The organism is Halomonas meridiana, from assembly GCF_009846525.1.
GTDB lineage: Bacteria > Pseudomonadota > Gammaproteobacteria > Pseudomonadales > Halomonadaceae > Vreelandella.
This window is the reverse complement of the sequence record NZ_CP024621.1, coordinates 2,933,025-2,951,977: the sequence shown is the minus strand read 5'-3', so window position 1 is coordinate 2,951,977 and position 18,953 is coordinate 2,933,025. Positions and strand designations below refer to the sequence as shown.

Annotated in this window: 16 protein-coding genes; 9 read left to right on the top strand and 7 right to left on the bottom strand. The window is 58.4% G+C overall.

Features of this window, described 5'->3' with window-relative positions; translation table 11 throughout:
• Window positions 1-113: 113 nt before the first annotated feature.
• Window positions 114-1,970 carry an RNA polymerase sigma factor RpoD gene (rpoD, locus tag CTT34_RS14075; protein WP_159342989.1) on the top strand — a complete coding sequence of 619 codons (1,857 nt, stop codon included), beginning with the start codon at window positions 114-116 and terminating at the stop codon, window positions 1,968-1,970.
• Window positions 1,971-2,073: 103 nt separating this feature from the next.
• Here the strand turns inward: rpoD and CTT34_RS14070 are convergent, their stop codons facing one another.
• Together CTT34_RS14070 and CTT34_RS14065 are read right to left on the bottom strand one after the other, a co-directional pair.
• Complete coding sequence (locus CTT34_RS14070) at window positions 2,074-3,645, bottom strand: AbgT family transporter (RefSeq protein ID WP_159342988.1); 1,572 nt, start codon at window positions 3,643-3,645, stop codon at window positions 2,074-2,076.
• Window positions 3,646-3,823: 178 nt separating this feature from the next.
• On the bottom strand, window positions 3,824-4,468 hold the full coding sequence (locus CTT34_RS14065; RefSeq protein WP_159342987.1) for a hypothetical protein: 645 nt from the start codon (window positions 4,466-4,468) through the stop codon (window positions 3,824-3,826).
• A gap of 219 nt (window positions 4,469-4,687) precedes the next feature.
• Between CTT34_RS14065 and CTT34_RS14060 the strand changes: the two genes are divergently transcribed.
• Complete coding sequence (locus tag CTT34_RS14060) at window positions 4,688-6,055, top strand: L-serine ammonia-lyase (RefSeq protein WP_159342986.1); 1,368 nt, start codon at window positions 4,688-4,690, stop codon at window positions 6,053-6,055.
• Here the strand turns inward: CTT34_RS14060 and CTT34_RS14055 are convergent.
• On the bottom strand, window positions 6,052-6,939 hold the full coding sequence (locus tag CTT34_RS14055; RefSeq protein ID WP_159342985.1) for a LysR family transcriptional regulator: 888 nt from the start codon (window positions 6,937-6,939) through the stop codon (window positions 6,052-6,054). The two genes, CTT34_RS14060 and CTT34_RS14055, sit on opposite strands and share 4 nt — an antisense overlap.
• Window positions 6,940-7,067: 128 nt before the next feature.
• Between CTT34_RS14055 and CTT34_RS14050 the strand changes: the two genes are divergently transcribed.
• From CTT34_RS14050 to mtgA, 4 genes are all read left to right on the top strand, one after another.
• Window positions 7,068-8,054 carry an MBL fold metallo-hydrolase gene (locus tag CTT34_RS14050; RefSeq protein WP_159342984.1) on the top strand — a complete coding sequence of 329 codons (987 nt, stop codon included), beginning with the start codon at window positions 7,068-7,070 and terminating at the stop codon, window positions 8,052-8,054.
• Between the two features lie 65 nt (window positions 8,055-8,119).
• Window positions 8,120-9,229, top strand: a complete 1,110-nt coding sequence (locus CTT34_RS14045; RefSeq protein WP_159342983.1) for an S-(hydroxymethyl)glutathione dehydrogenase/class III alcohol dehydrogenase — start codon at window positions 8,120-8,122, stop codon at window positions 9,227-9,229.
• A gap of 82 nt (window positions 9,230-9,311) precedes the next feature.
• The gene (fghA, locus tag CTT34_RS14040) at window positions 9,312-10,166 is read left to right on the top strand and encodes an S-formylglutathione hydrolase (RefSeq protein ID WP_159342982.1); all 855 of its coding nucleotides are present in this window, start codon (window positions 9,312-9,314) and stop codon (window positions 10,164-10,166) included.
• 10 nt (window positions 10,167-10,176) lie between these two features.
• Complete coding sequence (gene mtgA / locus CTT34_RS14035; protein WP_159342981.1) at window positions 10,177-10,893, top strand: monofunctional biosynthetic peptidoglycan transglycosylase; 717 nt, start codon at window positions 10,177-10,179, stop codon at window positions 10,891-10,893.
• Window positions 10,894-10,900: 7 nt separating this feature from the next.
• Here mtgA and CTT34_RS14030 read toward each other — a convergent pair whose 3' ends face one another.
• Window positions 10,901-11,668 (bottom strand): EAL domain-containing protein, encoded by a 768-nt coding sequence (locus CTT34_RS14030; protein ID WP_463415023.1) that lies wholly within the window; start codon window positions 11,666-11,668, stop codon window positions 10,901-10,903.
• A 39-nt stretch (window positions 11,669-11,707) separates the two neighbouring features.
• Window positions 11,708-12,631 carry a DMT family transporter gene (locus tag CTT34_RS14025; RefSeq protein WP_159342980.1) on the bottom strand — a complete coding sequence of 308 codons (924 nt, stop codon included), beginning with the start codon at window positions 12,629-12,631 and terminating at the stop codon, window positions 11,708-11,710.
• A 146-nt stretch (window positions 12,632-12,777) separates the two neighbouring features.
• On the opposite strand from CTT34_RS14025, the gene CTT34_RS14020 reads away from it, so the two are divergent.
• The 3 genes from CTT34_RS14020 to CTT34_RS14010 all read left to right on the top strand — a co-directional run bounded on the left by CTT34_RS14020 (window position 12,778) and on the right by CTT34_RS14010 (window position 16,071).
• Entirely contained in the window at window positions 12,778-13,167 is a 390-nt protein-coding gene (locus tag CTT34_RS14020) for a DUF4168 domain-containing protein (protein WP_159342979.1), read from the top strand.
• Between the two features lie 266 nt (window positions 13,168-13,433).
• A complete protein-coding gene (locus tag CTT34_RS14015; RefSeq protein WP_159342978.1) occupies window positions 13,434-15,344 on the top strand; it encodes a DUF294 nucleotidyltransferase-like domain-containing protein in 1,911 nt (636 codons plus the stop codon).
• Between the two features lies 1 nt (window position 15,345).
• A complete protein-coding gene (locus CTT34_RS14010; protein WP_159342977.1) occupies window positions 15,346-16,071 on the top strand; it encodes a 3'-5' exonuclease in 726 nt (241 codons plus the stop codon).
• An 81-nt stretch (window positions 16,072-16,152) separates the two neighbouring features.
• On the opposite strand, the gene CTT34_RS14005 is transcribed toward CTT34_RS14010, so the two are convergent.
• Window positions 16,153-17,793, bottom strand: a complete 1,641-nt coding sequence (locus CTT34_RS14005; RefSeq protein WP_159342976.1) for a BCCT family transporter — start codon at window positions 17,791-17,793, stop codon at window positions 16,153-16,155.
• A gap of 228 nt (window positions 17,794-18,021) precedes the next feature.
• Window positions 18,022-18,894: a glycine betaine ABC transporter substrate-binding protein gene (locus CTT34_RS14000; RefSeq protein ID WP_159342973.1), complete on the bottom strand. Its 873-nt coding sequence runs from the start codon at window positions 18,892-18,894 to the stop codon at window positions 18,022-18,024.
• Window positions 18,895-18,953: the final 59 nt, after the last annotated feature.

Below are 18,953 nucleotides of genomic sequence, written 5' to 3'. Positions count from 1 at the left end.
AATACGTTTCGCTGGAAAAAATCCAGCTATTTACGCTATACTGTTCGGCTTGTTGAGTTTAATCGATTCAGCGCCCCAGGTGTTTCATTCTTCTTCGTCGAGATAGGGTTTCTATGGCTGGAAATGCGCAGCAGCAGTCACGTCTGAAGGAGTTGATCGCGCGCGGCAAGGAACAGGGCTACCTGACCTATGCCGAGGTCAACGACCATCTACCCGAGGATATCGCCGACCCGGATCAAGTGGAAGACATCATTGGCATGATCAACGACATGGGTATCAGTGTCGTTGAAGAAGCGCCAGATGAAGACACTTTGATGATGTCGGATCACTCCACGGACGAGTCCGCTGCGGAAGAGGCCGTTGCGGCACTCGCCGCCGTGGAAAGCGACGTCGGTCGCACCACCGACCCCGTACGCATGTACATGCGTGAAATGGGGACGGTAGAGCTTTTGACCCGTGAAGGCGAAATCGAGATCGCCAAACGGATCGAAGAGGGCACGCGGGAAGTGATGTCCGCACTGGCGTATCTGCCCGGTGCGGTGGCCTCGATCCTCGAAGCCTACGACGCCACCCAGGACGAAGAAGCCCCTGGGCGCCTATCGGATCTGTTTTCTGGCTTTATCGACCCTGACGAAGGTATTCCTGGGGTTGCCGAAGCAGAGGTGCCGGAGCCCGAAGTCGACACCGAGCTGAGCGATGATGACGATATCGACAGCGACGCGGACGACGACGAGGACGACACCACCGCTAGCGAAGGCGGCCCAGACCCTGAAGAGGCCAAGGCTCGCTTCGAACAGATTCGTGAGCAAAATGCGGCGGTGGAAGCCGCGCTGGCCAAACATGGTCGTGGCAGCGCCGAGCTGAAGTTCGAGCAGGAGCGTCTTGCCGAGCTGTTTTCGCCGATCAAGCTGGTGCCGAAACACTTCGAGCGTCTGGTTGGCCAAGTGCGGATCAGTGTCGAACAGGTGCGTGCCCAAGAAAAAGCGGTCATGCAGCTGTGCGTCAAGAAAGCCAAGGTACCGCGCAAGACGTTTATCAAGTCGTTCCCGGGCCACGAATCGGATCAGACATGGCTGGACGCCTTCCAAGAAGCGCAGCCCAAGTACGCTGACCGCCTAGAGCCGCTGCGTGCCGATATCGCCCGCTCTCAGCGTAAGATTGCCTTCGAAGAGGACATGGTGCAGCTCTCGGTGGCTGACCTCAAAGAGGTGAATCGCAAGCTGTCGATTGGTGAAGCGAAAGCTCGTCGCGCCAAGAAAGAGATGGTTGAGGCGAACTTGCGCTTGGTAATCTCGATTGCCAAGAAGTACACCAACCGTGGCCTGCAATTCCTTGATCTGATCCAGGAAGGCAACATCGGCTTGATGAAGGCGGTAGACAAGTTCGAATACCGTCGTGGCTACAAGTTCTCGACCTACGCGACGTGGTGGATTCGTCAGGCTATTACTCGCTCGATTGCGGATCAGGCGCGGACCATTCGTATCCCGGTCCACATGATCGAGACGATCAACAAGCTCAACCGCGTCTCCCGTCAGATGCTGCAGGAAATGGGTCGCGAGCCGACGCCGGAAGAGCTGGGCGAGCGTCTGGAAATGCCGGAAGACAAAGTGCGTAAGGTGCTCAAGATCGCCAAAGAGCCGATCTCCATGGAGACGCCGATTGGTGATGACGACGATTCGCACCTGGGTGACTTCATCGAAGACGGCACTATGCTGCTGCCGATCGATATGGCCACCGGCGAAGGCTTGATCGAAGCGACCCGCAACGTGCTGGGCGGTTTGACTGCCCGCGAAGCGAAAGTCCTGCGGATGCGTTTCGGTATCGACATGAATACCGACCACACGCTGGAAGAGGTGGGCAAACAGTTCGACGTCACCCGCGAGCGGATTCGTCAGATCGAAGCCAAAGCGCTGCGCAAGCTGCGCCACCCCAGCCGCTCAGAGCCGCTGCGTTCGTTCTTGGACGAATAAAGCCGCGAGTAGAGAAGAGTAAGTGGTGAATAGAGTCGCCACGAAGATCGAAAAGCCCGCCGTTCTCTGAACGGCGGGCTTTTTATGTTATGCCGTTTAAAGCTTAGAGCGTGTAGTAAGTGGCAGAACCTGGACCAACCGGCAGGCCAAGAATAAACACCCAGATAAAGAACAGCACACTCCAACCGATCAGCATGAACAGCGTATAAGGCAGCATGAGCGCCACCAGCGTGCCAATGCCCATGTCGTTACGGTAACGGGTCGCCACCGCGAGAATCAGGCCAAAGTAGCTCATCATCGGTGTAATCAAGTTGGTGACGGAGTCGCCGATCCGGTACGCCGCCTGAATGACCTCGGGCGCGTAGCCCATCAGCATCAGCATGGGCACGAAGATGGGGGCAGTGACCGCCCACTGCGCCGAGGCGCTGCCCAGCGAGAGGTTGACGAAGGCACACATGAGGATGAACAGCGCAAACAGGCCTGGGCCGCGCAAGCCAAGGGAGTCCAGCAGGTCAGCGCCCGCCACGGCTGTCACGGTGCCGAAGTTGCTCCAGTTGAACAGCGCCACGAACTGAGCGGCAAAGAACACCAGCACGATATAGAGCCCCAGGCTGCTCATGCTTTTGGCCATGGCATCGACGATGTCGCGATCGTTTTGCATGGTGCCCGCGAGTCGGCCATAGACAAAGCCCAGCACGGTGAAAGCAATCGCCACGATGACCACAATACCACGCAGGAAGGGGGAGCCGCTTACTAGCCCTGTCTCTGGATTGCGTAGAATGCCGCTCTCCGGCACGACCATCACGGCGACCAGCGCTATCAGCGCTAGCGTGGCTAGGCCGGTACCCTTCAGCGCCCGTTTTTCGGTCGCGCTCAGGCCCTCCATCCGGTTCTGATCGATATCGCTATCGGCGTAGGCAGAATCGAACTTACCCAGCTTGGGTTCGACGATCCGCTCGGTGACCAAGCCGCCAATCAGTGTGACGAAGAACGTGCTGGCAAACATGAAGAACCAGTTGGCTTCAGCCCCAACGGAGTAGGTAGGGTCGAGCAGGCGTGCAGCCTCCTGGGTGATACCCGAGAGCAGCGGGTCGACTGTACCGATCAGCAGGTTCGCGCTGTAACCACCAGAGACGCCGCAAAACGCCGCTGCCAAGCCCGCTAGCGGGTGACGACCGAGTGAGTGGAAAATCATTGCCGCCAGTGGAATGAGCACGACATAGCCAAGCTCGGCAGCCATGTTCGACATGATGCCCGCAAATACCACGGCATAGGTCACGATGCGGGGAGAGCGGTTGAGCACCAGCGCGCGCATGCTGGCGGAGAGTAAGCCAGAGTGTTCGGCAACGCCTACCCCTAGCATGGCGACTAGTACCGTGCCCAAGGGTGCAAAACTGGTGAAGTTAGTCACCATCTCGGTGACGAGACGGCGCAACCCCTCCGCGTTCAAGAGCGAGTTCACTGCGATCCACTCGCCCTCGTTAGCCGGGCGTGGGTCGGCCACGGAAACACCCAGAGCAGCAGCGATGCCACTAGCCACCACTACTAACACACAGAGAATGGCAAACAGCGTCACCGGGTGCGGGAGTAGATTACCCAGCCACTCGACGCTATCGAGGAAGCGGGTAAATGCGCCGCGCTTCAGGTTTTCTTCACGATTTTGTGGGTTTGTCATAAGGTTTATATCGTTGGTAGGTTATTTTTCAGCAAAAAATGCCTGTTAAGGTGTTACGCGCGACACTACGTTGATGGGGCAGTAGGCGCAAATGGCTTTACGTATAGCGAGATGTAAAAAATGAAACGCCGCTGACTCGGTCAGTCAGCGGCGTTGAGTAACGATAAAGAAGCGAGGGTTAGGGGGTTAGTCGTGCGCGATGCAAGCGTCGGGCTAGAAAGAGAAGCTCGATGGTGGCGAACAGAATCAAACTGTAGCCAAGTAGCTCGATGGCCTCTTCGGCGATATCTTTGAAGTCACGGATATAGTGTTCGGCTAGCACGGCGCGCCAGAATTCTTGGCGACCGTACAGACGAGAAAAGATATAGGTGACCAGAACACCTGCCGCAAACAGGCCAAAAGCGAACGTATTGCTGTAGTAACGAAACTCATCCAGAAATCGCTGACGATGCCGGATGACCCAGGCAAGGCTGGGTAACACGATCAGTGCCACGAGGTACTTCCAGGTGTTTTCGGCGACATAGTGGTCCAAAAAGTAGTCCTGTTCGCGCACCAGGGAGGCTGCGATAAACGCTAGTAATAGCAGCGTCACCGTAGGCCATACGTTCAATACTTGGCGGATATAGACCAGCAGCGCACAGCAGCTCGCCAGCACCATCGTTTGCGTGAACTCGGTAAAGCCAAGCTCGGTATAGCGCACGTCTGGCAGGTAAAGCACTTCGAGGTAGCCACCTTGGGCAATACCGCCAATGGCGAGCGTATAGAGCGTGGCACGAAGCAGGGCGGTGCGAAAACTGATCGCCCAGGGGGGAGACGATGACATACCAACATCCTTATCGGGGGGTGAAGCGACGGGAGTAAACATTCAGGAATGAATGTTCATTATATCGTCACTTTTCTGTGCTCGCACGTCTAACCTTCTGTCGATGGCTCGACGGGCAGACGATAACGCTGCAAAGTGGTGGTAAGAGAGAAAATGCAAAGCGACGACGTATCAGGTCGCTGTTTATCCCAGTAGGACCGTTGAGGGGCGGGCACCGTTATGGCAATTAGCGTGTTTGATCTGTTTCGGGTTGGTATCGGCCCATCCAGTTCGCATACCGTGGGGCCCATGCGGGCAGCCAGGGATTTCGTGATGGCGCTGACTGCGCCGGACATCACTCGTCTCGTCGTCAGGCTGCATGGCTCACTGGCCGCTACCGGGGTGGGGCACGGTACCGATAACGCGGTGGTCATGGGGTTGATGGGGGAAACGCCGGAAGCGATCGACCCGGATACCATCGCCGCACGGCTGGCCGCGCTGGATGACGGTACGCCGCTGACGCTGCCTCACGGCCAGTCGCTGACGTTTCAGCGTGCGCGGGATATCGAGTGGGACGACACCTGTTTGCCGTTTCACCCCAACGCTATGGTGCTGGCGGCGTATCATGACGATACACTGATCAGCACGAACACCTATTATTCGCTTGGCGGCGGGTTTTACGTGGACCAAGCCTGCGCCGACCGGGGTGGGCTGGATGAGGACAAAACGGCGCTGCCGTATCCGTTCGAGTCGGCCAATGAGCTGCTCGCGCTGTGCCAGCAGCACGGCCTGCGAATTAGCGCGCTAATGCTGGAAAACGAGAAGGCGTGGCGTAGTGAAGCCACGATTCGCCAAACGCTGTTAACGATTTGGCACGCCATGCGCCAGAGTATCGATAACGGCTTGAAGGCCACTGGGCGGCTTCCGGGTGGTTTGAACGTCCGCCGTCGCGCTCACTCGCTGCACCAGCAACTGCTCACTCCGCCCGACCATCAGCGCCTCATTGTAACCAGCTTTACGGTCATGGACTGGGTCAACCTGTTTGCCCTGGCAGTGAACGAGGAGAACGCCGCTGGTAAACGCATGGTGACCGCGCCCACCAACGGTGCAGCGGGCATCGTGCCCGCCGTCCTTGCCTATTACCTAAAGTTCGAGCCCGACGCCTGCGACGACGATGTCGTGGACTTTCTGTTGGCGGCAGGCGCGATGGGCATTTTGTGCAAAAAAAACGCCTCCATTTCTGGCGCAGAAGTGGGCTGCCAAGGGGAGGTGGGCTCTGCCTGTGCCATGGCCGCTGCGGGCCTCGCCGAAGTGTTGGGCGGTACGCCCAAGCAGGTGGAGAATGCCGCCGAGATTGGCCTGGAGCATAACTTGGGGCTGACCTGTGACCCGGTGGCAGGGCTCGTGCAGGTTCCCTGTATCGAGCGCAATGCGATTGCCTCGGTGAAGGCGATCAACGCCGCGCGCATGGCACTGCACGGCGACGGGGACCACTTCGTCTCATTGGATAAAGTGATTCGCACCATGCGCGATACCGGCCGTGACATGCAGGATAAGTACAAAGAGACCTCGAAAGGCGGCCTCGCAGTCAACGCCATCGAGTGTTAGGTAGCCGGCAGAAGGGTGGTGATATGGGCGACCAAATAGTCCACCAGCTGGCGGATTTTAGGCGATAAATGGCGGTGGCGAGGATACACCGCCCAAACCGCCGTATCGTTGTGCTGAAACGGTTCCAGCACCGATACCAACTCGCCGCTGGCAAGGTAAGGTGCCACGTAGTAATCCGGCAGTTGAGCGAGCCCCAGCCCCTTTAGCGCCGCATCCAGAAGGGCAGGCCCGGAGTTTCCGCTCCAACACCCTTCTACCTTGACTTCCCGACGCTGGCCGTTGACTTCGAAGAGCCAATTAGGGCGAGAGCCGATCAGACAGCGGTGTTGGCTCAGTTCGGAAAGGGTATGCGGTCGGGGAGCCTGACGAAAGTAGGCGCTCGACCCCACCACGTACTCCCGCCGCTCGCAGAGCCGCCGAGCGATCAGGCTAGAGTCTTTGAGGACGCCCATGCGGATGGCAATGTCGTACCCCTCCTCGATCAGCTCGACCGGCCGGTTGGTGAAGTGCATATGCACTTCCAACTGGGGGTGCAGGCGCTGAAAATCATTCACCAGCGGTGCGATGTAGCGCTCGCCGAAGGTCGTGGCCGAGGTGAGTTTCAACAGCCCGTGGGGGCTGGCCTGAAGCTCGCTAATAGCCTGCTCGGCATCGCGCAGCCCATCGAATAGATGGCGACAGTGCTCCACGTAGAGCGCACCTGCATCGGTCAGACGAATTTGCCGCGTGGTGCGGTAGAGCAGCTGCACACCCAGCTGGTTTTCGAGTTGGCTCACCAAACGGCTGATGTGCGAGGTTGAGACTTTCAGATGCCGAGCGGCGGCGGAAAAGGTGCCCAGCCTGACGACCTCGACGAAAGCTTCGATACGATCCCAGCGCTGCATGCGTCGCCCTTCAGTGGATGGGTTGTTGCTCAGTAGCAATAATCTTGTGAGTGTATCCCGCTTTATCCCTCTCGCCTAGCTGACCTACACTGCTAGTCTCTTTCGCGTATCCATGGAGTGTCTTGCTTATGTCGATGATCTCGTCACGCTGGTCTCGTCGTGCTTTGGTGGCTGCTATCAGCACCGCCTGGGTCGCTGCCGCTCAGGCCGAGGTGCCTGCCCAGCAGCAAGAGCAGGCGCCGGGCTGGTTCCGTATGATGGTGGGCGATGTCGAGGTGACAGCTTTGTACGATGGCCACACCACGCTGGACACGTCGCTGCTGAAAGGCATGGAGCAGGATGAGATCCTGCGCCATCTCAACGCGCTGTTCATCGATGCCGAAAGCGGCATGCAAACCGCCGTGAACGCCTTTTTGCTTCATACCGGTGAGAACTTGGTGCTGGTGGATGCCGGGTCGGCGGCGTGCTTTGGTCCCACTCTGGGCCAAGTCGAGCAGAATTTACGCGCGTCGGGCTATGCACCGGAACAGGTCGATACGATCTTGATGACCCACCTGCACCCCGACCATGTGTGCGGTTTGGTGGATGAGAACGGTGAGGCGGTCTACCCCAATGCCGAGCTGCGCGCCAGCCAAGGCGACGCTGACTTCTGGTTGGACGAAGAGCGCTCCCAAGCGCTTCCAAAGGAGGAGCGTGCCTTCTTTACCATGGCACAAGAGGCCGTGGCGCCCTATCAAGAGGCTGGCCAATTCAGCCCCTTTGCACCGGGCGATGAGCTGCTGATGGGTATCGTCGCGCAGGATACGCACGGTCATACGCCGGGCCATGCGAGCTTTATGCTCAACAGTGACGACGACGCCATGTTGGTCTGGGGCGATGTCGTCCACAGCTATGGCGTGCAGTTTGCCGACCCCAGCGTTGCCATCGAGTTCGATTCCGACCCCGAGCAGGCGGTGCGCACCCGTGAAGCCGTGCTAGAGAGTGCGGTCGATGAGAAGCACTGGGTGGCCGGTGCTCACATGCCGTTCCCGGGCATTGGTCATATCGTCGAAGACGAGGAAGGCTACCGCTGGCTGCCCATCGAGTTTGGGCCGGTCTCTGGCGATAGCGAGTAACTCACCCCCTTTTTAGACGAGCACGTCGCGGCGTGCTCGCCCACTGCGAATCCATAGGAGTGACCATGAAATCACGTGCGGCAGTTGCGCTCGAAGCGGGTAAGCCACTCGAGCTGGTGGAGATCGATGTAGAAGGTCCGAAGGCTGGAGAAGTGCTGGTCAAAATGGCCGCCACCAGCGTGTGCCACACCGATGCCTATACGCTCTCCGGCGCTGACCCAGAAGGTAACTTCCCAGCGGTACTCGGCCATGAAGGCGCTGGTGTCGTTCAAGAAGTGGGGGAAGGCGTTACCAGCGTAAAGCCGGGTGACCACGTCATCCCGCTTTACACCGCCGAGTGCGGCAAGTGTAAATTCTGCCTCTCGGGTAAAACCAACCTGTGTGGCAGCGTACGTGCCACACAGGGTAAAGGCGTCATGCCAGACGGCACGTCGCGCTTCTCGCTAGACGGCAAGATGCTGCATCACTACATGGGCACCTCGACGTTCAGCGAGTACACGGTGCTGCCGGAGGTGTCGCTGGCGGTGGTGTCCAAAGAAGCGCCCATGGACAAAATCTGTCTGCTAGGCTGCGGCGTGACCACCGGTATCGGTGCCGTCTTGAACACCGCCAAAGTAGAGCCGGGGTCGACCATTGCCGTGTTTGGGTTGGGCGCCATTGGGTTGGCGGTCATTCAGGGCGCAGTGATGGCTAAAGCGTCCAAGATCATCGCGATCGACGTCAATCCGGATAAATTCGCCCTGGCCAAGCAGTTTGGCGCGACGGACTTCGTCAACCCGAAAGATTACAGCGACCCGATCCAGCAGGTTATCGTCGATATGACCGATGGCGGCGTCGACTACTCCTTCGAGTGTATCGGTAACGTCAACGTCATGCGCTCGGCGCTAGAGTGCTGCCACAAGGGCTGGGGGGAATCGATCATCATCGGCGTGGCAGGCGCTGGCGAAGAGATCTCCACACGTCCGTTCCAGCTAGTTACTGGCCGCGTGTGGAAAGGCTCCGCCTTTGGCGGCGTGAAGGGCCGCAGCGAGCTGCCGGGCTACGTGGAGCGCTACATGAACGGCGAGCTCAACATCGACGACTTCATTACCCACGATATGCCGTTCGAGAAGATTAACGAAGCCTTCGACCTGCTGCACGCGGGCAAGAGCATTCGTACCGTGCTGCATTACTGAGTATCATCGAGCTTAAGAAACCGGGTAAACGAACGCGGTAGGGGAAACCCGCCGCGTTTTCATCTTCTAAGGAGCCTGCCCCATGAGCATGAGTGAAACTTTAGAACTGGTGTCGGCCAACCGCAGCTGCGGCGGCTGGCATAAGCGCTACCGCCACTACTCCCGGGCGCTGGACTGCGACATGGTGTTCGCCGTGTACCTGCCGCCGCAAGCGGAAAACGAGCGCGTGCCGCTGCTGTGGTGGCTATCGGGCCTGACCTGCAACGACGAAAACTTCATGCAGAAGGCCGGCGCGCACCGAATTGCCGCCGAATTAGGCGTGGCGATTGTCTGTCCGGATACCAGCCCGCGTGGCACCGATCTTCCCGGCGAGCACGATAGTTACGATCTCGGCTCTGGGGCGGGCTTCTACGTGAATGCCACCCAGGCGCCGTGGAAGTCGCACTACCGTATGTACGACTACGTGATCGAAGAGCTGCCCTCGGTCGTGCGCCAGCACTTTCCCGTCAACGGGCGCGAATCGATCAGCGGCCACTCCATGGGCGGTCACGGCGCGCTCATTCTTGCCCTGCGCCATCCGGGTCGGTTCCGCTCGGTCTCCGCCTTTGCGCCTATCGTGAACCCGATGAATTGCCCTTGGGGCCAAAAAGCCTTTACCAGCTACTTGGGCGACGACCAGTCGCGCTGGCGCCAGTACGATGCCTGCGAGTTAGTAGCCAACGGGGCGTCCCGCCAGCGGCTGTTCATCGACCAGGGCGAAGCGGATCAGTTCTTGGAGGAGCAACTCATGCCGGAGCGCCTGGAAGCCGTGTGTGACGAGCACGACCATCCGCTGACGCTGCGTCGCCAGCCGGGGTACGATCATAGCTACTTCTTCATCGCCTCGTTCATCGAGGATCATTTGCGCTATCATGCGGAACACCTCATGAAACGCTAAGGATTCCGAGATGCTCAATCGCGCGCTGCGCCGCTTTCTTCGTCTGTTATGGCGTCTTCTCTGGCGTGGTGCGCTTGGCTTCGTGGTGCTCTCGGTTGCCTTGGTGCTGCTATTTCGCTTCGTGCCCCCGCCTGGCTCCATGGTGATGGTCGAGCGTAAAGTGCAGAGCTGGATCAACAGCGAGCCCATCGATATTCAGCGCCAGTGGCGTGGTTGGGAGCAGTTATCCAGCAATGCCAAGCTGGCGGTGATCTCCGCCGAGGATCAGCGTTTTCCCCAGCATCGCGGGTTCGATTTCGTCGAGATGCGTCGTGCCTGGGAAGCGAGCCGAGACGGCGAGCGGCTGCGTGGCGCCAGTACCTTGAGCCAGCAAACGGCTAAAAACGTGTTCTTGTGGAGTGGACGTAGCTGGATACGCAAAGGGCTGGAGGCGTGGTTCACGCTGCTGATCGAAACGCTATGGGGTAAACAGCGGATCTTAGAGGTCTACCTCAACGTCGCCGAGTGGGATACCGGCGTGTTCGGTCTGGAGGCGGCCGCCAGCCACTACTTCGGTGCCTCAGGCAGTGCGCTGACCGAACGTCAGGCGAGCCTTTTGGCTGCCATTCTACCGAGTCCGCGCACCCGCAGTGCCTCCCGTCCCGACGCCCAGGTCGAGCGTCGCAGCCAGTGGATTCGTCAGCAGATGCGCAACCTGGGCGGCACTGCCTACCTCGAACGGTTATAGCGCCGCGCTACTCGTATCGCTCTAGCGCCACGGTGGGGAGCTCGCCCACTTGAGGGCGGGCAAAATAGTACCCCTGCTGCACCGAAATACCCAGTGCCAGAAGGCAGCGAGACTCTTCTCGGGTCTCGACGCCTTCGGCCACGAGTTGCGTTCCCAAGGTACGAGCCAGTGACACCATGCTTTTGAGGATGGCCTGACGGCGCACGTTGCTGTCGCAATCCATGACCAATTCTCGGTCGATTTTGAGCGTGTCGGGGCGAAGATCGGTCAATAAATCCAGGTTAGCGTAGCCGTTGCCAAAGTCGTCCAGCGATGTGGTGAAGCCCATTCGCCGGTAGCAGTCGATGATCGAACGCATGTGCGCGCGGTCGACCACGCGCTCGGTCTCGGTAATTTCAAAATTGAGTCTTTCGGCTGGCCAGCCCACGCGGTGTGATGTTTCGAGCGTGGACTGAATGCAGGCTTCTGGTTCGTACACGGCATTCGGTAGAAAGTTGATCGACAGCCGCGCGTTCATGCCCAGCTCGCTGGCCAATTCGATCGCCTTGACGCGGCAGGCTTGATCGAAGCGATACATGAGTTCATCGGTCACTTGATCCAGGATCGAAAACGCCGATTCACCGTTCACGCCGCGAACCAGTGCTTCGTAGTACACCACTTGTCGCTGAGCGACATCGACGATGGGTTGAAAGGCCATCGTAAAGGCGAAGGGAACCGGCGTATCGCACCGGTTGCAGACGCCGTTGACCCTGGCGCAGTGAGGTTGTGCAGTCATTTTTCCAAGCCCTGGAAGATTCGTCTTTTTTCGTATCGGTTATGTCGTCGAGGGGCGCACGACCATGACCACGCCCATAATGGCGATGACCATGCCTGCCAAGCCAAGCAGCGGCAAACGCTCATCGAATAGCCACCACGCCTGTAGCGCAGTGACCGGTGGCACGAGATAAAAGAGACTCGCCACGCGGGAAGCCTCCCCCTTCTTTATCAAGGCCATCAGTAGCAGGATAGCGGCAATCGACAGAATCAGCACGAGCCAACCAAGCGTCAGTATGAACGTCGTGCTCCACTCCACCTCGCGGCTTTCGAACAGCAGGGCACCTACCCCCAGCAGTGCGCCCGCCGCCATGTACTGGATGACCGCGCCCGATAGCAGCGGCATGCTGGTGCAGTAACGCTTTTGGTACAGCGTGCCCAGCGAAATACCCATCAGGGCGGCCATCACGCTCACCAGCGCCCCAACCCCGAACCCACTAAAAAGCGTACTGCCGAGTTCCAGCTTGCTACCCAGTACCAAACTGATGCCGAGTAAGCCCAAGAGCAGACCACACCACTGTCGTTTGGTCAGCCGCTCGCCTAGCAACGGTCCCGCGCAGGCCGCCGTGAGCAGTGGCTGTAGGCCAACCAGTAGAGCGGCCAAGCCGGCGGGCATGCCTAAATAAATGCCGTAAAACACGCCGCCCAGATAGGTGCCGTGGACCAGCAAACCCGATACCGCAATATGTTTCCATAACGTAGGTGATGAAGGCCAGGCAATGCGCATCAGCCACGTCAATGGCAGCAACAGCAGCAGTGTGAGCACGAAACGGATGAACAAAAAGGTGAAAGGTTCGGCGTAGGGCAGGCCAAACTTCGCGCCGATAAAGCCGGTGCTCCAGAGCAGAACGAAAAGCCCTGGCATGGCGGCCAGCCCAAGGGAGGCGGCGTCTTTCTCTCCTAACGTTTTGAAATTAATAGACATAGTGCTCCTGGGATAGCATGATTCATGGGGCAGATAACTTACGCTTTGTTCTTTTTGTTACTGAGTTTTACATAAAAGATTGAACCAGCGCCCAAACGACGCGTCACACTGGGCACATTCATAACGCGCCAATGAGGTTTCTTACCATGCAACGTATGACTGCTTTGTTCTCTGCTGCACTTCTTGCCACGGGTCTGATGGCAGGCACCGCTCACGCCCAACAAGCTGAAGGTCAAGCGCAAGATCCAATGGCCACTCAGCAAGCCCCGGCTCAGGATTTTTCTGATCAGCAGCTACAGCAGTTCGCCGATGCTTCTCAAGAAATCGCCGTGATCTCACAAGAGTACACACAGCGTCTGCAGGAAGCAGAAGACGAAACCGCACAGCAGGAAGTTCGCGCTGAAGCCAATGACCGCATGATCGAAGTTGTCGAAGACAGCGGCTTGGATGTCGATACCTTCAACGCCATCGGTCAATCCATCCAGCAAGATCCGGAAATGATGCAGCGCGTTCAAGAAATGGCGAGCCAATCGTAAACGCCATGAGTTGAATGTTTCATCCAAGGCTATGCGGATAGTGCCAGATTTTCCTTAACGTGCGAAGTATCCGCCACACCGCAAGTCGACCAAAGCCCAGCGCTCGTGCGCTGGGCTTTTTCGTGTCGGGCCATCCGTCCCGCTCTTTCGATTCACCTTCAAAGGGTTGTCCATGGCGAGTGTTCACGACAAACTTAGCCCTTGACGACACCACTCTCGTCAAAGCACCGCCCGTTCAATAGAGTCAGCGCCCAGCAGGAGAGCGTATGGACGTCGAGTTATTAGAAATACGCCAACACATGGGGCAGTTTCCCCCGTTTGATGGTTTGTCGGATGAGTTGCTGGACGCCATTGCCGAGCAGGTAGAAGTCAGCTATTTCAAAACGGATAGCGATATTCTGACGCTGAACGATACGCTGAATGAGCTTTGCTACATTCGCAGCGGTGCGGTTGAGGTGTATCGCCGCCAGGGCGAGCTCTATAACCGCCTAGGTGAGGGCGATATCTTTGGCCACTTCAGCCTGTTGCGTAACCACAAGGTGCGTTTTCCCGCCAAGGCTATCGAAGACACGCTGATTTACTTTATCCCCGACGCAGTGTTTCAACGTCTATGTGAAGAGGATGACGACTTCGCCGATTTCGTCGAGCTAGAGCGTCCGCGGCTAGAGACCGCCGCCGAGCAGCAGAAGAAGTCGAACGACATGATGGTGACCCGCATTCGCAAACTGGTCACTCGCTACCCGGTGATGGTCGAATCCACCACCAGCGTACAGCAGGCAGCTCGACAGATTATCGACGCCCAAGCGTCTGCGGTGCTGGTCATCAATGAGGGGAGCGATAACCCCCGCTATAGCTTCCAGGATAGCGAGGGCAAAACTTGGCAGATGTGCGGCATTCTCACTGACAGCGACTTTCGCACGCGCGTCGTGGCCGAAGGTCTATCGCCCACGACCCCCATCGGAGAGGTGATTTCGGAACGACTCATTACCATCCAGTCCGATGCCTCGGTCTATGAAGCGATGCTGACCATGCTGCGTAGCAACGTGCATCACCTGCCCGTGCTGTATCGCCAGCGCCCGGTAGGCGTGGTGCACCTATCGGATATCATTCGCTACGAAACCCATAGCGGCCTTTATCTGGTGAGCAATATCTTCAACCAGTCCAGCGCCCAAGGGCTGGCCAAGCTGGCACCGGACGTTCGAGCGGCATTCGTACGCATGGTGCAGGATGGTGCGAACTCGCAAATGGTGGGCAGCGCGCTCTCTACCATTGGCCGCAGCTTCACCCGTCGACTGCTAGAGCTGGCCGAAGATACCCTCGGGCCGCCGCCGGTGCCGTACTGCTACATGGTCAATGGCTCCATGGCGCGTAATGAGCAGAGCATCGTCACCGACCAGGATAATGCGCTGATTCTTTCTGACGACTTCGTCCCCGAAGAGCATGACGAGTACTTCCATGCCTTAGCGGCGTTTGTGAGCGATGGTCTGGCCGCCTGTGGCTACACCTACTGTAAGGGCGACGTGATGGCGACCAACCGCCAGTGGCGTCAGCCGCTGGCGGTATGGAAGCGCTATTTTCAGGACTGGATGGCGAACCCAACCCCCGAGAAACTGCTGCACAGCTCGATCTTTTTCGATCTGGATAGCATCTATGGGGAAGATTTGTTCGTCGAAACGCTCCAGGATTTGATTGCCCAAACCGCTCCCAAGTCGCCGCTGTTCCTGGCGGCTATGGCACGCAATGCGCTCAATCGAACCCCGCCCCTCGGCTTTTTCCGCACCTTCGTGATGGAGAAAGATGGCAAGCACAATAACTCCATCAATCTCAAGCGGCGCGGTACGGCACCGATGGTGGATTTGATTCGCGTGCATGCACTGGCCTGCGGTTCCAAAGCGCAAAACTCCTTCCAGCGTCTGGACGACATCAGCAAAACCCAGCTGCTGGCGACGGGTGTCAGCGACAAGCTGAACTATGCGTTCGAGTTTTTGTGCATGTCGCGGATACGCCATCAAATGATCGACCTGCAGGAGGAGCGTGAGCCGGATAACAACATCGAGCCCGAGAACGTGGAAGATAGCGAACGCCATACCCTGAAAGACGCGTTTCAGGTGTTGAGCAATGCCCAGAAGTTTTTGAAGTTCCGCTACCCCGTTCCCACCCAACGGCAGGGGCGCTGATATGCACGGCATACGGCCGCGCCAAAAAGTCACCCAGGCCGACTGGCAGGGCTATATGGCCGCCCGGGCCGAGCGGGCCCAAGACGAGATGTTGAAGCGCTTTTTCGACACGCCCATGCCCGACCCGGATACCCCCTTGTCGGAAGTGCCCATGGTGGCGCTGGATATGGAAACCACTGGGCTCGACGAGCGCCGCCATGCGATTGTCAGTATTGGCGTCGTACCATTTACGTTGGGGCGTATTCCCATGGCCCAACGCCGTTACTGGGTCGTGAAGCCATCCCGGCCGCTGGACGAGACGTCGATTGCTTATCACCACATCACGCACTCGGAGATCGCCGATGCGCCAGACCTCGATGACGTGTTGGATGAACTGTTGACGGTGCTGGCAGGGCGTATCGTGGTGGTTCACTTTCGAAACATCGAACGCCCCTTTCTCGATGCGGCAGTGAAGGCGCGCCGGGGCGAAGGGGTGCTGTTTCCAATGATCGATACCATGTCGCTGGAAGCGCGACTGCATCGTCAAACTCTGTGGGCTCGTTTCCGCCGTTGGTTAGGTCGGCCGCCGGTATCGATTCGCCTCAACGCCAGTCGTGAGCGCTACGGTTTGCCTGCCTATCAAGGGCACCATGCGCTGGTCGACGCGCTGGCCACCGCGGAGCTTTTGCAGGCGCAAATCGCCAATCGCTATACGCCAGACACGCCCTTAAAAGCGCTGTGGTGTTAACGCTTGAATCTCTCCACCCTGATAGGCAAACGGGCAGCCCATGGGCTGCCCGTTTGCGTCTTACCTAGGTAAAGCAGATCGTTAGACCGCTTTGGGCTCGCTCATCAAGCCTTTGATGATGGCGTAACACGCCACCAGCAGAATGATGGTGAACGGGAACCCGGTAGAGACGGCCATGGTCTGCAGTGCGGTCAAACCACCGCCCAGCAGCAGCGCAATGGCAATCGCACCTTCGATGATCGCCCAGAACACGCGCTGCGGTTTCGGGGCATCCACCTTGCCGCCTGCGGTGATGGAGTCGATCACCAGCGACCCGGAATCCGACGAGGTCACAAAGAAGACGATGACCAGCACGATGGCAATGAACGAGGTGATCTGCGAGAGCGGCAGTTGCTCCAGCATGATAAACAGCTGCAGATCCACGCCCGCATCGCGCACGGCTTCTATGCCTTGGCTGACGTACTGGTCGATGGCGGTGCCACCGAACGTCGTCATCCACAGAACCGAAACGACCGACGGTACGATCAGTACGGAGATCAGGAATTCACGAACGGTACGGCCACGGGATACCCGCGCGATGAACATACCGACGTACGGAGACCAGGAGATCCACCACGCCCAGTAGAAGGCTGTCCAGCCTTGGCTGAAGTTCGCGTCTTCACGGCCAAACGGGTTCGATAGCGCCGGTAGGTGAACCACGTAGTTCACCAAGTTCTCGAAGAAGCCAGTGGCAATCAGCAGCGTGGGGCCGACACCGATCACGAAAAACAGCAGCGCGGCGGCCATGGCAATGTTGATTTTCGATAGCAGCTGTACGCCTTTATCGACCCCGGCCACGATCGAGCAGATCGCGATCATGGTGATGCCGATGATCAACAGAATCATCGTGATGTCGCTTTCCGGCGCGCCAAACAGGTAGGTCAAACCGGCAGCGGCTTGGGTGGCGCCCAAGCCCAGCGACGTGGCCAGACCAAACAGCGTGGCAAAGACCGCCAGGATATCGATCAAGTGCCCCGGCCAGCCCCACACGCGCTCACCCAGCAGCGGGTAGAACACCGAGCGCATGGAGAGCGGCAAGCCTTTGTTGAACGAGAATAGCGCCAGTGACAGCGCCACAACGGCATAAATCGCCCACGGGTGCAGACCCCAGTGGAAGATCGTCGCCGCCATGCCGAGTGCCGCCGCACCCGCCGTATCGCCTTCAGCACCAGCCAACGGTGCCCAATCGCCACCGTCGAGAGAGGTGCCAAAGTGCGTCAGCGGTTCGTTGACGCCAAAGAACATCAGCCCGATGCCCATACCGGCCGCAAACAGCATCGAGAACCAGCCGGTGTAGGTAAAGTCCGGTTTGGCATCTGCCCCGCCAATTCGGATTTTACCCAGGGGCGATACGATCAAACCCAAGCAGAGGATGACGAAGATATTGGCGGCCAGAATGAAGAACCAGGCCAGGTTGCCGGTCAAAAAGCCAAAGATGGCATCATAAACCGGTGCAATCATGTCTTGCAGAGCAAGAGTCAGTACCACAAACAGCAGCACGATGAGCGCAGAAATGGTGAATACCTTGCCGTGCAGGTCAAGGTTGAAGCCCATTGCACTCGTCGTGATGTTGTCTTGACCGATCACGTAGTCGGTATCGATCAGGTTGGCCGGACCATCAGGGGCGGGGATGCCTTCTGATACCGGCTCATCAGCGGGACGCTTAGAGTCAGGATTATCCACGGGAGCCTCTCCATGTCGGACAGAAACCGCTAAACGCACGTTGGTGGACCAGCGGTTTCCCTCTGGTCATCCATGGGTGCGGTAGCAGGCGTGTATTACATCAGTAACAGTAGCAAACGTTGCTTAATCTTTATTCAACGCGCGGGCACATTACCACGAAAAAGCGACATAACTATAACGACAACAGAGGGCCGTAGCCCCCTGTCATTAAACGCTTATGAGCGGGCGTTAGCTATTGAGCCACTGCTCGACGACGTCTTGGTTCTCTTCTACCCACTGTTTGGCATTGTCGTAGGGGTCGCTGCCTTCTTCCTGGTTCATCAGCATGACTTCGCCCATCTGCTCGGGCGTCCACTCGAAGGCATCCAGAATGGCATACGCGTCGGGCATGTCCTCTTCCAGGCCGCTACGAACCACGGTATGGATCTGCTCGGCACCGCCGTAGACGTTTTCCGGGTCTTCGAGGTATTTCAGATCGAAACGAGCAAACATCCAGTGCGGAGTCCAGCCGGTGACGACCACGTCCTCTTCGTTTTGGATGGCGCTGGCCAGGGCCGCTGTCATGGTGGCGCCGCTGCCGCTGCGCAGGTCCAGCCCAAGGTCATAGGTATCCACAACCTCTTCGGTGAGTGCCATTAGGCCTGCACCGGGGTCAATACCGATGATCTCGCCGTTGAAGCTGTCGGCGTTGTCGTTCAGGTCGGCAATGGAGTCCACGTCGGTGTACTCAGGTACGACCAAGCCGAGTTTGGTGCCATCCAGGTTGGGACCCAGGTCTTCGGTATTGCCACCGACGCGCTCCATGTAGTCCGCGTGGGTGGTGGGCAGCCAAGCGGCCACGATGGCATCGGCATCGCCCGTGGAGAGCGCTTGGAACATTGCTGCCGCGGACAGAGACGTCAGCTCCACTTCGAAGCCTGCTTGCTCGAGTACCGCCGCCATGACGTTGGTGGAGGCGACTTCAGACGACCACTCCACGTAGGCCAGGTTGATCGTGCCCTGGTCCTGTGCGTGGGCCAGGCTGCCAGCGGCGAGGCCAGTACCGGCGACCAGGGCCATAGAGGCGAGGCGGATGCGGTGATTCAACGTATGCGTTTTCATTCACTTGCTCCCTGTTGATGGGCAGTGGCACTCACCACTGCGGTATGAAGAGGTCTTTC